Origin of the sequence: Brevibacillus sp. NL20B1 (assembly GCF_018195675.1) — a bacterium.
Taxonomy (GTDB): domain Bacteria; phylum Bacillota; class Bacilli; order Brevibacillales; family Brevibacillaceae; genus Brevibacillus; species Brevibacillus aydinogluensis.
In genome coordinates this window covers 133382-149572 of the sequence record NZ_JAGTPT010000006.1, presented here as the reverse complement: position 1 = coordinate 149572, position 16191 = coordinate 133382, and the positions used below count along the sequence as shown (strand labels likewise).

Annotated in this window: 15 protein-coding genes; all 15 read right to left on the bottom strand. The window is 56.3% G+C overall.

What is annotated here, in order from left to right:
* Window positions 1–20 precede the first annotated feature (20 nt).
* Window positions 21–2114 (bottom strand): methyl-accepting chemotaxis protein, encoded by a 2094-nt coding sequence (locus tag KDN35_RS06405; protein ID WP_249178953.1) that lies wholly within the window; start codon window positions 2112–2114, stop codon window positions 21–23.
* A gap of 188 nt (window positions 2115–2302) precedes the next feature.
* Window positions 2303–3262: an ABC transporter ATP-binding protein gene (locus tag KDN35_RS06400; RefSeq protein ID WP_171565560.1), complete on the bottom strand. Its 960-nt coding sequence runs from the start codon at window positions 3260–3262 to the stop codon at window positions 2303–2305.
* 15 nt (window positions 3263–3277) lie between these two features.
* Window positions 3278–4273, bottom strand: coding sequence for an ABC transporter ATP-binding protein (locus tag KDN35_RS06395; RefSeq protein ID WP_171565561.1), 996 nt, complete (start codon window positions 4271–4273; stop codon window positions 3278–3280).
* 14 nt (window positions 4274–4287) lie between these two features.
* On the bottom strand, window positions 4288–5202 hold the full coding sequence (locus KDN35_RS06390) for an ABC transporter permease (RefSeq protein ID WP_171565562.1): 915 nt from the start codon (window positions 5200–5202) through the stop codon (window positions 4288–4290).
* A 6-nt stretch (window positions 5203–5208) separates the two neighbouring features.
* Window positions 5209–6141: an ABC transporter permease gene (locus KDN35_RS06385; protein ID WP_171565563.1), complete on the bottom strand. Its 933-nt coding sequence runs from the start codon at window positions 6139–6141 to the stop codon at window positions 5209–5211.
* A gap of 267 nt (window positions 6142–6408) precedes the next feature.
* Entirely contained in the window at window positions 6409–8049 is a 1641-nt protein-coding gene (locus KDN35_RS06380) for a peptide ABC transporter substrate-binding protein (protein WP_171565564.1), read from the bottom strand.
* 123 nt (window positions 8050–8172) lie between these two features.
* Window positions 8173–8643: an Lrp/AsnC family transcriptional regulator gene (locus KDN35_RS06375; protein ID WP_212132394.1), complete on the bottom strand. Its 471-nt coding sequence runs from the start codon at window positions 8641–8643 to the stop codon at window positions 8173–8175.
* Between the two features lie 377 nt (window positions 8644–9020).
* On the bottom strand, window positions 9021–10325 hold the full coding sequence (locus tag KDN35_RS06370) for a pyrimidine-nucleoside phosphorylase (RefSeq protein WP_212132393.1): 1305 nt from the start codon (window positions 10323–10325) through the stop codon (window positions 9021–9023).
* A gap of 35 nt (window positions 10326–10360) precedes the next feature.
* Window positions 10361–11170, bottom strand: coding sequence for a purine-nucleoside phosphorylase (locus KDN35_RS06365; RefSeq protein ID WP_212132392.1), 810 nt, complete (start codon window positions 11168–11170; stop codon window positions 10361–10363).
* A gap of 33 nt (window positions 11171–11203) precedes the next feature.
* The gene (gene deoB / locus KDN35_RS06360; protein WP_212132391.1) at window positions 11204–12379 is read right to left on the bottom strand and encodes a phosphopentomutase; all 1176 of its coding nucleotides are present in this window, start codon (window positions 12377–12379) and stop codon (window positions 11204–11206) included.
* 70 nt (window positions 12380–12449) lie between these two features.
* Window positions 12450–13337 (bottom strand): site-specific tyrosine recombinase XerD, encoded by an 888-nt coding sequence (gene xerD / locus KDN35_RS06355; RefSeq protein WP_171565569.1) that lies wholly within the window; start codon window positions 13335–13337, stop codon window positions 12450–12452.
* A gap of 88 nt (window positions 13338–13425) precedes the next feature.
* A complete protein-coding gene (locus tag KDN35_RS06350; RefSeq protein WP_171565570.1) occupies window positions 13426–13665 on the bottom strand; it encodes a YqzK family protein in 240 nt (79 codons plus the stop codon).
* Between the two features lie 68 nt (window positions 13666–13733).
* Complete coding sequence (gene ald / locus KDN35_RS06345) at window positions 13734–14864, bottom strand: alanine dehydrogenase (RefSeq protein ID WP_212132396.1); 1131 nt, start codon at window positions 14862–14864, stop codon at window positions 13734–13736.
* 117 nt (window positions 14865–14981) lie between these two features.
* Window positions 14982–15446, bottom strand: a complete 465-nt coding sequence (gene fur, locus KDN35_RS06340) for a ferric iron uptake transcriptional regulator (RefSeq protein ID WP_035289716.1) — start codon at window positions 15444–15446, stop codon at window positions 14982–14984.
* Between the two features lie 94 nt (window positions 15447–15540).
* Window positions 15541–16167, bottom strand: coding sequence for a stage II sporulation protein M (spoIIM, locus tag KDN35_RS06335; protein WP_171565571.1), 627 nt, complete (start codon window positions 16165–16167; stop codon window positions 15541–15543).
* Window positions 16168–16191 lie beyond the last annotated feature (24 nt).

Here is a 16191-nt window from a genome sequence, read left to right as displayed (position 1 = left end):
CGGGCGAAAGGGGACCGCATTCAGATCACAAACTTGCGAACGTTGTCGGACAATTCATCCGCCAGTGATTTCAGTTGTTCCACATTTTGACTGATCCGCGCAATGGCGTTCAGCTGTTCGTCGACCGTTTCCACGACGCCGCCAAGCGACTGATTGATCTCATCTGACATGGCGGAGAGCCGGTGCATCGAGCTGGTAACCACCTGGTTGCCGGCGGCCATCTCTTCTGACGCGGCCGACATCGCTTCGCTCTGTTCCGCCGCCGATTGAATGTCGGCGACGATGTGCTGGAAGGCAACACCCACTGACTCTACGGACTGAAGTCCATTGTTGACCATCGCGACGATCTCGTCCATATGGTTGCTCATCCCCATCGCGTCGTTGTTGATTGAATGGGCAATGGAGGCGATGTGTTCAGAGAAGGCACTGCTCTCTTCCGCCAGCTTGCGGACTTCGCTGGCGACGACGGCAAAACCGCGTCCCGCTTCGCCGGCGCGGGCAGCCTCGATTGTCGCATTGAGCGCCAGCAGGTTGGTCTGCGCGGCGATGTTTCTGATCATCTCCACGATGCTGGTAATCTGGCGGGCCCGGTCTCGCAGGCCATGCATCTGACGGGCCGTCTGCTCCACTTCACCGGTCGCGTGCCGGACGGTGGAGATGACATTTTCCACCAGTTCCAATCCGTCCGAAGCCCGCTCGAAGGTGCGTGTCGTGGCCAGCGTCGTCGATTCCGCCGCTACTGCCACTTGTTCCACCCCTTGCGAAATCTCCGACACGGTACGGACGGCAGCCGCCACTTCACCCGTTTGCAGGGCGACCCGCTCGGAAATGGTGGAGACGTTGTCCGTGATCAGCTGAATCGCCCCTTTGTTTTGCTGGGCGAAGGCCGACAACTCGTCGGCGGCGTCGTTCAAGCGGGCGGCTTGTCCCTGCACGAGCGAGATCAGCGTGCGCAGTTCCGCCACCATTTCGTTCATTTTTCGGCCCACCATGGCCAGTTCGTCGCTGCCTTTGACCTCGATCTCCACGTCAAATCGGCCGGAACCGATGCGCTCCATGTCCTTGGCGATCGCGTACAGCGACCTGCGGATGCGCTTGGCGAACCACCAGATCAGCATGGACGACAGGGCAATGGCAGGCAGGCTGATGAGGGCGAAGTAAAGCCCCATACCGTTTACGTCTCCGTACACCTCGTCGATGCCCGTAGTCAGGACGACACTCCAGCCGATCGACGGGATAGGCGCCAGTGCCGCAAAGGAGTCCAGCCCGTCTGCTTCATACAACAAGCTGCTGCTTTGCTTCTGTCCTGCCAACTCGAGCATCTCCTCGTAGTCGCCGTTTTCGGCAAGGGAAAGCTTTCCGTTTTGCCCGGGGTCGCGGTGAGCAATGACCAGCCCGTCCGGCCGGACCACAAACGCATACCCGTTCTGCATGAACGGAATCGCCTCTACCTTGTCGATGATCGGCTCAATCGTAAAGCCGACTACCAGCACGCGAGAGGTATCCTTGTTTTTCTCGCCGACCGGTGTGGCGATGTAGAGATAGCTTCTGTCACCGCCCAGCACGATCTCTTCATCCGAGACGACTGGGGCCTCTGTCGACACGACCTGTTGAACGAACTTCTTCTGCCTGAAATCCGTCTCAACCCGCCCCGTGAGCGAGTACAGCGCTTTTCCGCTGGCCGTATCCACCAGGTAGATTTTCGCAATCTCCTTGTGGCTTTGCCGCAGCAGTTGGAACTGCTCCTTAATCAGCGGCTCCATCTCCGTCATCATCACGCGCTTCGACGCCGTCTCCCGTGCAGAGTCCATCATTTCCACGATCCAGTCCTCCATGCTGGCGGCATGCTGTTCCGCCAGCATTTTCGCCTGGGTGGACGTGATCCCGATCAGCGTCGACTTGGACAGGGACAGCGCTATAAATTGAAGAGAACCGATAATGACCAAAACAAGAACAATGCCAAACGCAATCATTTTGGTGGCAAGCGAACCCTGGAGCTGTCCCTTGAACGACTCCAGCACCCGGGGCGTATTCCGCAGCCAACTCGGCAATGTTTCCTTGCGCACTCCTCGCAGACGCATGTCCCGAAAATGCGGCAGTCGCAGTTTTTTCATGAGCCAACAGCCCCCTTTTTTCCAATCAGCAGCTCCATAATATGCCAGGCCGGCAGCAATGAAAAAAGCCTCTGCGAACAGATATCAGGTGAAGATACCCAGTCGTTTCGCAGAGGCCACATGTACCGTGTTGTCAAGAAAGGGAGGATTCCCAATCGGATTGATCGGGAATGCCTGTCCTTGCGTTTCTAGTTGTATAAATGGCAGGCCGCGAAATGGCCCGGTTCCACCTCTTTCCACACCGGCTCGGCAGCAGCGCATTCCGGCATCGCCTTCGGGCAGCGGGTGCGGAAATGGCAGCCGCTCGGCGGATTCATCGGGCTGGGCACGTCGCCCTGCAGGACGATGCGCTCCCGTTTCCGCTCCACTTCCGGGTCCGGAATCGGGATGGCCGAAAGCAGTGCCTGGGTGTAGGGATGGAGCGGTTTTTCATAGAGCTTCTCACTCTCGGCCAGCTCCACCATTTTGCCAAGGTACATGACGGCGACGCGATCGGAAATGTACTTCACCATCGACAGGTCGTGGGCGATGAACATGTAGGTCAGGCCCATCTTTTCCTGCAGCTGCTGCAGCAGGTTGACCACCTGCGCCTGTACCGACACGTCCAGCGCGGAGATCGGCTCGTCGCAAACAATAAACTTCGGCTCGACCGCCAATGCGCGGGCGATCCCGATCCGCTGGCGCTGACCGCCGGAGAATTCGTGTGGGAAGCGGTTCATGTGTTCCGGGTTCAGGCTGACCAGCGACAACAGCTCTTGAATTCGTTCCTTGCGCTTCTGGCCGGTCGCCAGGCCGTGAATGTCAAGCGCCTCGCCGATGATGTCGCCCACCGTCATCCGCGGGTTGAGCGACGCGTACGGGTCCTGGAAAATCATCTGCATCTTGCGGCGCATTGCTTTCATTTCCTGATGGTTCAGTTTCATCACATCTTGACCTTCAAACAGGACTTCGCCTGCAGTAGGCTCGTACAATCGAAGAATGGTACGGCCCGCCGTGGATTTGCCGCAGCCAGACTCCCCTACCACGCCAAGCGTTTCGCCGCGCTTGATCTCAAAGGTCAGATCGTTTACGGCTTTCAGGGTATTGTCACCGATCTTGAAAAATTTCTTCAGATTGCGTACTTCAATGAGTGTATCGCGTTTCTCCACTGGTTACCCCTCCTCTTACGATCCTGCGCGGTTCTGCGCCAGCGGGTGCTGCAGCCAGCAGGCGGCGCGTTGTGTCGAGCTGATATCTTTCAATTCAGGATCGTACTCCTGGCAGACGCGCATGGCTGATTCGCAGCGGGCAGTAAATCCGCAGCCGACAGGAGGACGAAGCAGGTCCGGCGGAGTGCCGAAAATCGGCGTAAGCGGCTCGTCGCGATTCAGGTCCAGGCGCGGAACGGAGCGCAGCAGCCCTTTGGTGTACGGATGCTGCGGATTGTAGAAGATGTCGTCGACCGTTCCCGTTTCGATCACCTTTCCAGCGTACATGACGATGACGCGGTCGCACATTTCCGCCACGACACCCAGGTCGTGCGTGATCAGGATGATCGACGTGCCTGTCTTTTTCTGCAGTTCTTTCATCAGGTCCAAAATCTGCGCCTGAATCGTCACGTCCAGCGCGGTGGTCGGCTCATCCGCAATCAACAGCTTGGGCGAGCAGGCGAGCGCAATGGCAATCATGGCACGCTGCCGCATCCCGCCGGAAAATTCGTGCGGATACTGGTCGACGCGTTTTTCCGGCTGCGGGATGCCGACCATGTTCAAGAGTTCGATGGCACGCGCACGGGCATCGGCACGCGTCATCTTTTGATGCTTGATCAACCCTTCCATGATCTGGTTGCCCACAGTCAGTGTCGGGTTCAGCGAGGTCATCGGGTCCTGGAAGATCATCCCGATATCCTTGCCGCGAATCGCTTCCATCTCTTTGTTTGACTTATTGACGATGTTCTCGCCGTTGAAGATGATTTCCCCTTTTTTGATTTCACCCGGCGGCATCGGAATCAGCTTCATCAGGGTTTGTGCCGTCACGGACTTGCCGCAGCCGGACTCCCCTACAATCGCGACTGCTTCTCCCTTGTTGACGTAAAAGTTCACGCCGCGTACCGCTTTTACTTCCCCCGCGTACGTGTGGAAGGAGACATGCAGGTCTTTTACTTCAAGAATGCGTTCCATTGTGATGATCCCTCCTATTTGCGCAAGCGTGGGTCTACGGCGTCGCGCAGACCGTCACCGAACAGGTTGAATGCCAGCATTGTTATGGAGATGAAGAGAGCCGGGAACATCAGCCGCCAGGGGTAGTATCTCATGGCCGACAAGCCTTCGGACGACATTGTGCCCCACGATGCGACCGGAGCAGAAACGCCCAATCCAATGAAGGAAAGGAACGACTCCGCAAAGATCGCGTTCGGTACGGTCAGACTCAACGTTACAATGATCGGCCCCAGCGCGTTGGGGATCAGGTGTTTGAAAATCAGACGGCTGTTATCCGCACCAAGGGAGCGAGCTGCCAGGACAAACTCTTGCGCCTTCAATTGGATAATTTGGCCGCGGACAATCCGCGCCATCCCGATCCAACCGGTAATGGTCAGAGCGATGATGATGGTGCCAACCCCCTGCTCCATCACCACCATGAGCAAAATCACCACGAGCAGGTATGGAATTGCGTACAAAATATCGGCAATACGCATCATGATTTCATCCACTTTGCCCCCGTAGAAACCGGCGATACCGCCCCAGATCATCCCGATAATCAAGTCGATGATGGCTGCAGCAAACCCTACTTCCAGCGAGATGCGTGCGCCGTACCAGACGCGGACGAACACGTCACGGCCCAAGTCATCCGTCCCAAACCAGTGCTCAGCCGACGGCGGCTGGTTCTTGCCTGTAAGTTCAGTCGTCCTGTAGTCATGGGAACTGAAAATCGGGATAAAAATGGCACAGGCGACCAGGATCAGGATAAAGATCAGGGAGGCCATGGCCACCTTGTTCATTTTCAGCCGGCGCCAGACGTCAGCCCAGAAAGAGAGGCTGGGACGCTTGATTTCCTCCGCCTGGCGAAAATCGACGGATATGGGCTCGAAATGCTCTTTCGTCAGTTGCATGAAACATTACTCCCTTCCTGTGTCACTCAGTTTGATCCTCGGGTCAATCAGAGTGTACGCGATGTCTACCAGCAAAACCGCCGTGACGAGGATAATCGAGTAGAACACTGTCGTTCCCATGATGACCGTGTAGTCGCGGTTCGTGATGGACATGACAAACTCGCGTCCCAGTCCGGGCACCCCGAAAATGCGCTCGATGACAAACGCACCCGTCAAAATGTTGGCAACAAGCGGACCCAGGTAAGTAATGACAGGCAGGAGAGCGTTGCGAATCGCGTGCTTGACGGTAATCGTAACCGTGTTGAGGCCTTTGGCTTTTGCCGTCTTGATGTAGTCCTGACTCATCACTTCCAGCATATTGGAGCGGGTGAGGCGTGCGATAAACGCCATCGGCATGGCAGCCAACGCAAGAGAAGGCAGAATCGTATACTCAAATCCTTCCCACTTCGCAATGGGAAACCAGCCCATTTTCATTGCAAAGAAGTATTGTAAAAATGACGCAAGAATAAAGCTGGGAACAGACAATCCGAGCACAGCGAGAACCATGGCAGTATAGTCCTGCCATTTGTTGTGCTTCAACGCCGCAATGACACCCAGCGTGATGCCTCCAAAGATGGCAATCAGCAGGGCTTGCGCACCCAGATGGGCAGATACGGGGAACCCGCGGTTAATGATTTCATTTACCGTGGAGGACTTTTCGGCAAATGACGGCCCCAAATCCCATTTGAGGATGCCTATCAGATAATCGAGATACTGCTCATGCAGCGGCAGATTCAGCTTGTATTTGGCCTCCAGCGCGGCGCGAATTTCGTCCGGAACGTTTTTTTCGGACGTAAACGGACCACCCGGAACCGCTTTCATGATGAAGAAGGTGGCCGTTATGATCAGGAATAGCGAGAGCAGCATAAAAAAGATACGCTTGCCAAGATAACGGATCAAAAAACTTACCCCCTTATGCATTGAATGATGGTGTTGTTGCTTTCACGACCCATCTTTGCACTGCGTTCCCACGGAAAGCAGTGCAAAAATCGGCTGTGCAAATAACCCTTGTGGCAGATCTCTTGCTCTTATTCTCTCTCTATCGGCGTACTGCCGTCTGTCTCTTGCAACCAGTCCGCAAAAGATAAGGTATATGGGGTTCCATATACCTTATCCCTGCAGAACCGGGGGCCGTTGGCGTGCGCTCAAACGGCGGGGAACTCACGATTACTCAATGTACGCCCATTTCCAGTCGACGCCGCCCAGACCGTCGATGACGACGCCATGGACATCGTCGTCCTTCACCCAGGAGAGGGTGTAGAAATAGATCGGCATGATGGGCATTTCGTCCATCAGGATCGCTTCCGCTTCGGCGAGGGTCTTCATGCGCTGTTCTCCCGATTCCTTCGCGGAGCGGTTCAGCAGCTCCTTGAACTTCGGATGTTCCCAACGGGTGTCGTTGTTGCCGCCATCCTTATCCTTGTACAGTTCCAGGAAGTTGATCGGGTCGTTGAAGTCACCCAGCCAACCCATGCGGCCGACCTGATAATTCCCCTCGTGGAGGTCTTCCAGGTACACCTTCCACTCTTTGTTTTCCAGTTTCACGTCTACGCCGAGATTCTTCTTCCACTGGTCCTGAATCGCCTGAGCGATCTTTTGATGGCCCTCATGCGTGTTGTAGGAGAGTGTGATCGTCGGCAGCTTGGAAATGCCCAGCTCCTTCATGCCCTCTTCCAGCAGTTTCTTGGCCGTTTCCACGTCGTTGTCCTTGAAGTAGCCGTCCTTGTTCAGTGCCATGGATGGCGGCACGGCGCCCATGGCCGGGAGCTGGCCGGTCTGCAGGATGTTGTCAATCAGGGACTGACGGTCGATCGCATAGGCAAATGCTTTCCGGATCTTCACGTTGTTGAACGGCGGTTTCTCAGTATTGAACTTGTACCAGTAGACACCAGCGATCGGCTGAGTCGTCATCTTTCCGGAGTCTTTCAGCGCCGGAATGGCATCCGTCGGCAGGGAGCTCATCGGTGCGCCGGCCCAGTCGAGATCGCCGTTTTCATACATGTTCAGCTCGGTCATCTCGTCCTCTACCATGGAGAACTCGATGCGTTCCAGCTTGACGTTTTCTGCGTCCCAGTATTTGTCGTTTTTCACGAGCACCATTTTGCTCTTGTGCTCCCACGATTCCATCTTGAATGGACCGTTGCCCACGTGGGTGCTCGCTTCGTTCGCCCACTTCGGATTCGATTCGACCAGTTTTTTATTGACCGGATAGTACGTTCTGAACGTGGTCAGTTCGAGGAAAAACGGCGTCGGGTTTTCCAGTGTCACCTGCAGCGTCTTTTCATCCAGCGCTTTTACGCCGACGTCTTCCGCTTTCGCTTGATTCCTGTTGAAGGCTTCGCCATTTTTAATGTAGTAGAGCTGATACGCGTAGTTGGATGCCGTTTTCGGATCGAGGGCACGCTTCCAGGCGTATTCAAAGTCATGGGCTGTTACCGGATCACCGTTGCTCCAGTAGCTTTCTCGCAGGTGGAACGTGTACGTCAGACCGTCGTCAGATACGTCAATTTTTTCCGCTACAGACGGTTCCGGTGTTTTGCCGTCCTTGCCAATCCGGGTCAGGCCGTCAAAGGTCGCCTGAATGATCGCACCGGACGTCGTGTCCTCGGCAATGCCCGGGTCAGCAGTCGGCGGCTCGGAATGCAGGTTCAGCCGCAGAACTTGCGGTTTTTTCTCTTTGTTTTCGGCTGGTTGTTGATCAGCAGGCTTGTTTTGATCGCCCGTAGATGCTTGCTGACCACCGCAACCGGCCAAGGCCGCACCGAGAACAGCTACAGAACTGACAAGTGCAAAAATGCTCTTTTTCAACGCAATAACCCCCAATTCTCTGATCTTTTTTCTCTTTCTTCCTTCTTTTGTCTTTTTTCCGAATATTCAAATACCAAAAAATGGACAAGTGCTCGCGATGACTTTGACTGGCATCAACTCCTTTCACTGGATCGGCACTTCGTCGTCACGAACGAACGAGAAGGAATCCTTGTACTGCTTCAGTTCCAGCGACACGTCGGCCGTGGCGATTCCCTCAATTTGCGAAAGCCGCTCGTTGACGAAGGTGATGAGTTCTTCGTTATTATGGAAACACGCTTGAATGATCAAGTCGTGCTTGCCGCTGAACGCACCCACGAACCGAACCTCGGGAAACTTGCTCAGCTCCTCGGCCACGCTGTTTTGCCATCCCAGCTTGGTGGTCAGACCGATAATGGCCTGAACGTGCAATCCCAGCTTTTCCGGATCGGGGTGAATCACGAACTGAAACACGCCATCTTGCAACAGGCGGGTGATACGCGAACGGATGGTGCCCTCGCTCAAGCCTAGTTGTTGAGCAATTTCGGTATAGGGCCGTCGTCCGTCTTCCTGGAGGATCTGCAGGATCTGTTTATCAACATGGTCCAGCTTTCTCATAAATACGATTTTTGTAGAACCTCCATCAGATTTTTACGAAATTCGAAAAAATCGTTAACATTTTGCCTGTCACCTTAAAAATATACGCAATTGTTATTGGTGTCAACGAATTTTGACAAGTAGAATTATAAAAAATTATAAACGGATTCTTAACAATAAATAATTTTTTATATTATATGGCAAGCCTCTTTTCTACCATTGAACCGCAATTCAGTTGATTAATCAATAATAATTTATCGGAGATTGCACATTTTTATCCGAATTGCCAGATAACAACGACCGCAGAGCGCTCTCCAGCGGTTCTCCCCTGCGCAACAGGGCGTGCGGCAGCACCGCACTCCCTGTGTTTGCTTCGGGGTGGCTCACACACGTCGCTATTATTCAACAATCTTGTAAATGAGCGGCTGCTCAGGCGGCTGCTCGCTGCTGTACGCAAACGCTTCAGCCACGTCCTTGAGGGCATCTTGCAGCAAGCGCTCGTCGTTGGCGTGCAGGGTGGCCAGCGGTTCGCCGGCGCGCACCCGATCCCCCCGCTTTTTGTGCAGCGCGATGCCAACCGCCAGGTCAATCGGCATCTCCTTGGTCAATCGGCCGGCCCCCAGCACGACAGAGGCATGCCCAACCGTCTCTGCGTCGATCCCGGCCAGGTAGCCGTCCTGCTGCGCCGTGACCTGTGCGGTCAATCCCGCTTGGGGAAGGCGGTCCGGTTCGTACACGTCACGTTTGTTGCCGCCCTGTGCCTCCACCATTTGCGCCAGTTTATCCACGGCTTTGCCGCTGGCGATGATCTCCTCCAGACGGCCTCGCCCTTCGTCCACAGACGACGCCAGCCCGCCCAGCACGAGCATGCGAGCGCCGATTGCCAGCGCCAATTCCGTCAAATCCTTGGGACCGTTTCCAGCGAGCGTTGCGATCGCCTCTTTTACTTCCAGCGCGTTGCCTACGGCAAAGCCAAGCGGCTGATTCATGTCGCTGATGACAGCCACCGTCTTGCGCCCCACCTGGCTGCCGATATCCACCATTGCGCGGGCGAGTGTCTCTGCTTCTTCCAGCGTCTTCATAAATGCGCCTTTGCCTACTTTTACATCAAGCAGGATGGCATCGGCCCCCGCCGCGATCTTTTTGGACATGATCGAGCTGGCGATCAGCGGCACTGCTTCCACCGTGGCAGTTACGTCACGCAGGGCGTACAGTTTTTTGTCTGCGGGCGTCAGGTTGCCGGACTGACCGATTACCGCCACACCGATGTCCCGCACCTGTTGGAAGAACTGCTCGCGGGTGCGTTCCACCTGAAACCCGGCGAACGACTCCAGTTTGTCGATCGTGCCGCCCGAGTGTCCCAGACCGCGTCCGGACATTTTGGCCACGGGAATGCCGGCCGCCGCCACCAGCGGCGCCACGACCAGCGTCGTCTTGTCGCCCACGCCGCCAGTGCTGTGTTTGTCCACTTTTACTCCCGGAATGGACGTTAAGTCCAACTGCTCCCCGGATCTTGCCATCGCCATGGTCAAATCGCCGGTTTCGCGCGGCGTCATGCCGCGGAACAGTACGGCCATGGCCCAGGCGGACATTTGGTAGTCGGGAATGCTTCCATTTGTATAGCCGTCGACGAGAAACTGAATCTCCTCCGTGCTCAGTTCCTTGCCGTCCCGTTTCTTCGCGATAATATCCACCATGCGCATGCTGTTTCACCCCACCCTCGTGTGCTGCCGCCAGCCTATAATTTCGCCACGATCCCGTTCACCAGTGACAGGAACTGGGCCTTCACGCGTTCGGTCGTCTCCATCACTTCATCGTGGGAAAGCGGCTGTTCCAAGATGCCGGCCGCCATGTTGCTGATGCAGGAGATGCCGAGCACGTTCATCCCCATGTGACGGGCCGCGATTACCTCCGGCACGGTCGACATGCCGACGGCGTCTCCTCCCAGAATCCGCAGCATGCGGATCTCGGCCGGCGTCTCGTAGCTCGGGCCGAGCAGACCGACGTAGACCCCTTCCTGCAAGGTGATGCCCAGCTCTGCCGCCACTTCTTTTGCCACAGCGCGAAGTGATTTGGAATAGGCTTCCGACATGTCGGGGAAACGGGGACCCAGCGTGTCGTCGTTGGGGCCGATCAGCGGGTTGCGGAACGTCATGTTGATGTGGTCGGCAATCAGCATCAGGTTGCCCGGCTTGTAGCTCTCATTGATCCCGCCGGCAGCGTTGGTGACGATGATCGTCTCCACGCCGAGCTGTTTCATGACGCGGATGGGGAACACCACGGCGTCCAGTTCGTGACCTTCATAATAATGGAAACGCCCCTGCATGGCCACGACCTGCTTGCCCTGCAGCTTGCCGATGACAAGCTGTCCCTTGTGTCCGACCACGGTGGAGACGGTAAAGCCGGGAATCTCGTAGTACGGGATGACGACCGGATTTTCGATCTCGTCTGCCAGTACCCCCAGACCGGAGCCGAGCACCAGGCCGATGGTCGGTTTTTCCGTCAGTTTCGGTTGAATGTAGGCAACTGCTTCTTGTATGCTGCTCATCGTGTTTTCCCCTCTCGATTTCATTTTTTCATCTTACAATCTGGCCAAAAAGCTTTCCCCGATCTCGGGCGCCTTGACGCCAAAGTTTTCGGCAATCGTCGCGCCGACGTCGGCAAACGTGCCGCGCACGCCCAAATCGCTTCCCTGCGCGATGCCCTTGTGGTAGACCAGAAGCGGCACGTATTCGCGGGTGTGGTCCGTGCCGTGGTGTACCGGGTCATTGCCGTGATCGGCGGTGATGATCAACAAGTCACCGCTGTCCAGCGCATTGAGAAGCTCCGGAATGCGGGCGTCAAACTCCATCAGCGCCCGGCCGTAGCCCTCGGGATCGCGGCGGTGGCCATACTTGGCGTCAAAATCGACCAGATTGACAAAGCTCAAGCCGGTAAAATCCTCGTTCATCGTCTTCAGCAACTGGTCAACGCCGTCCATGTTGTCCTGGGTCCGAATGGAGCGGGTAATGCCCTCGTCGGCGTAGATGTCGCTGATTTTGCCGATCGCAATCGACGTCAGCCCCGCATCCACAAGCCGGTTCATGACCGTCGGCGCAAACGGCTTGACGGAGTAATCATGCCGGTTGGGCGTACGCACAAACGCCCCCGGCTTGCCGACGAACGGACGGGCGATGACGCGGGTGACGGCAAATTCGTCCCGCAGTGTCAGCTCGCGGGCGATCTGGCAGATGCGGTACAGCTCTTCCAGCGGCACCACTTCTTCGTGCGCTGCCACCTGGAACACGCTGTCGGCCGAGGTGTAGACGATTACATCGCCGGTCCGCATGTGTTCCTCGCCCAGTTCCTCAATAATCGCGGTGCCGGACGCCACCTTGTTGCCCAGCACCTTGCGTCCGATCCGCTGCTCGAACTCGCGGATCAGCTCGGCCGGGAAGCCGTCGGGATAGGTGCGAAACGGCGTGGACACGTGCAGGCCCATGATCTCCCAGTGTCCGGTCGTCGTGTCCTTGCCGATAGAGATCTCTTTCATTTTCCCCCAGTGCGCCTTGGGAGCTTCAACAGCCGGTACGTTTCGCAGCGGGGCAATATTGCCCAGGCCGAGCGCCTGCAGATGAGGCAGGGAAAAGCCGTCGACTCGCTCGGCGATATGGCCCAGCGTATGAGCGCCTTCATCGTTGAAGCGGGCCGCATCCGGCAGCTCCCCGATTCCGACGCTGTCCATCACAATTAAGAAGACTCGAGAAAAACGTGGCATAAAAACCGCCTCCTGCAACAATCATCAAAGTGTTCAGTCGTCAGACGTCTGACGAGGAAAAAAAGAGAGACTACGCTCTCGGGTGGGTTTTCGCGTAAATGTCCTTGATGCGCGAACGGGTCACATGCGTGTAAATCTGCGTTGTGGAAATGTCCGCGTGACCCAGCATTTCCTGTACAGACCGGAGATCTGCTCCGTTTTCCAGCAGGTGCGTGGCGAACGAATGGCGCAGCGTGTGCGGCGTGATTTCGGTCCGAATGTTGGCCTTCTGCGCGTAGCGCTTGATGATTTTCCAAAATCCCTGCCGGGTGATCTGCTTGCCCAGATGGTTGAGAAACAGGGCTGTCTCGCCCGGCTGCTTCACCAGCTTCGGCCGTCCCGCCTGCAAATAGTGGCGCACCATTTGGATGGCGACGGAGCCGAGCGGGATGATCCGCTCCTTGGACCCCTTGCCCATGCACTTGACGAATCCCATCTCCAGGTTGACATCGCTTACATCCAGGTTGACCAGTTCGGAGACGCGGATACCGGTCGCGTACAGCAGTTCCAGCATCGCCTTGTCGCGCAGCCCTGCCGGAGAGTCGACCGGCGGGCTGTCGAGCAGCCGTTCCACTTCCTCGACCGAGAGCACCTTGGGCAGGCGCTTTTCAATTTTGGGGGTCTCCAGATGGATGGACGGGTCCTTGTCTATGTACTTGTCGCGGACGAGATATTGATAAAAGGCCCGGATTGACGCCAGATTGCGGGACAGGGTGGCAGTAGCCCGTCCCTTTTCCTGGAGGGTCATCAGATAGCCGATAATCTGGCTCCGCGTGGAGTCCTCGATCCGGGTCACCCCCTGCTCCTGCAGGTATGCCGTATAGGCAACCATATCCCGCTGGTACGATTCGAGCGTGTTGGGCGACAGCCCTTTTTCCACAGCCAGGAAATGGATGAATTGATCAATCAGCGTGTCCATGAAGCTGTTCCCCTTCAGGTAAGTGTCTTGATATGCTTTCCACGCGGGAACGGAAAAGTCCTCTTTTTTCCCGTGAAAAAGGTAACGGTTACTCTCCCGTCAGGTAGAACAACTGCAGCCGGGACAGGTATCCGTCCCAACTTCCGCCTCCCTGGGCATTGATCAGCTTCACCACTTTGACGGCATTGCCGTGCGGTTCGCGGTAGGGATCGCCTGGCAGGAACCTGTCTGACAAGAGGCTGATGATCCCGTAGGACAACAGCGCACAGGTAACGAACAGGAGGAAAAACCGGAGAATCTCCATCAGCCGCCGAAACGATACTCGCATCGATGCAATCCTCCCCGTTTCCGTGTTACCTCCAGTATATGCGCTGGTCTCCTGCTCCATTCGGTACGCTATACCTGCAGGTCATGCAGCGCGTCTTCCAGCGGGACATACGGCAGATTCAGCGAGGTGGCCACTGCTTCGTACACCACATGGCCGTTCAGCACGTTGACGCCGCGGGCAAGCGCGCGGTTTTGGGTGATGGCGGCGCGGACCCCTTTGTTCGCCAACTGCAGGCCGTAAGGTATTGTAACATTGCTCAGGGCGATTGTCGACGTGCGCGGCACCGCTCCCGGCATGTTGGCCACCGCGTAGTGGACGACGCCGTGCTTGACGTATGTCGGTTCGCTGTGTGTGGTAATACGGTCCACAGTCTCGATCGAGCCCCCCTGATCGATCGCCACGTCGACGATGACCGATCCGGGAGACATCGACTTGACCATATCCTCCGTCACCAGCTTGGGCGCCCGCGCCCCGGGGATCAGGACCGCCCCGATCAGGAGGTCGGCGTCCTTTACCGCCTGCGCGATGTTGTAGTGGTTGGACATCAGTGTCCGCAATCGTCCCTGGAACAGATCGTCCAGTTCGCGCAGCCGGTTGGCGTTGATGTCGAGAATCGTCACCTGCGCCCCCAGGCCGATCGCCATTTTGGCCGCATTGGTCCCGACGATGCCGCCGCCGACGATGACCACATGAGCCGGAGGGACACCGGGAACGCCTCCCAGGAGCACTCCCTTCCCCCCGTGCGGCTTTTCCAGAAACTGTGCGCCAATCTGCACCGACATGCGGCCGGCCACCTCGCTCATCGGCATCAATAACGGCAGCGAACCGTCGTCAGTCTGGATCGTCTCGTAGGCAATCGCGACCACTTTCTTGGCACGGAGCTGCTCGGTCAGTTCGCGTTCCGGCGCCAGATGCAGATAGGTAAACAGGATCAGGTTTTCGCGAAAGAATTTGTATTCGTTAGGCAGCGGTTCTTTTACCTTGCAGATCATCTCCGCCTGCTGCCATACCTCCTCTGCACTGTCGAGAATTTCCGCGCCGGCTGCCGAAAAATCCTCGTCGGAAAAACCGGAGCCGATCCCCGCCTGCGTCTCGACCAACACGCGATGGCCCGCCTGTATGTATGCGCTCACGCCGGCGGGGGTCAGCCCCACGCGGTTTTCGTTGTCTTTGATTTCCTTTGGCACCCCGATAATCATCACACATTCGCCTCCTGTGGCTCGCATTTGCGCTTTCCTTATCATGCCACCGGAGGTCCTGCTCCATAACCCGGGGCAGAAAAAAAAGAAAAACTTCTCCCGCACAGAGAAGTTTTTCTATTTGAAGTCCTCCACGTTCACCTTGTCGATGCAGCGATGGCAGATGCCGTAGAAGGTGAGCCGATGGTCGGTAATGTAAAAGTTGTAAACATTCTTGACCTTTTCTTCTGCGGAGACAAGCAGGTCTTCAAAGATTTCATCCACCGTGCCGCAGTTCAGGCAGATCAGATGGTGGTGGTGGTACTCGGCGTTGTCGTCGCGCAGATCGTAGCGAGCCACCCCGTCGCCGAAGTTCATCTTGTGAATGATCTTCAGCTCGCTCAACAGTTCCAGGGTTCGATACACCGTGGCGAGACCAATTTCCGGGGCTTTTTCCTTGACCAAAAGGTAGACGTCTTCCGCACTCAGGTGATCTTCCTCGTTTTCCAGTAAAACGCGAACAGTGGCTTCACGTTGTGGCGTCAGTTTATAGTTCTGGGAATGTAGTTGCTGCTTGATCTTCTCTAACTTTTCTTCCAACATAAATGCCCCTCCCCGCTCGCATGAAACCTGCTCCTATTATAGTAGAGGGGTGTTCCAGAAGTCAAATACATACGTTATTAAATGAGAATTATTCTTAATTAAGCACCATTTGCATCAGCCTGGGGGAGACGAACGTCTCGAACAGCGCCGCCACCATCAGGACGGCCAGCATGACAACGACCAACACGGTGTAGCCGACGAAGTGGGGCAGGATCACGTCCCGTCTGCTCAGGAGCCGCGTTTTGATCAGCCGCATGGAAAACGAGATGCCGCTCACCCCGACGATAAACAGGGCCGGCACCACCAGCAAATTTTGCGGCAATACGCCCGCCAACGCCAGCGTCACACCTTGCCACTGAAGCTGATTCACCAGAAAGCCGACTGTAAACCCGACGACCACTCCTTTGAGAAACAGCAGCAGCAGGATCATCGGCAGACCGATGATGGACAGCCCCAGCATCCACAAGATGCCCACCGTTTTTGCATAGTGGCCGAACGCCTGTTGGAAATGGGCCGTCGGCTCGGGAATGCCCTGGCTTCCGAGCGTGTTGAAAAAGTACTGCAGAAAGCCAAACAGCTCCTGTCGCTGGGAAAGCGGCAAGGAATTGACGATCACCGCTCCAAAAATAATGCCCATCGCAAACAGTACGATCGTAAACCAGTAAAGCGACTGATGCTCTCGCGCATATGCCTGGATTGTTTGTCCAACTCTTGCCCGCACGCCGTTTCCCCTCCCGCAACGCTG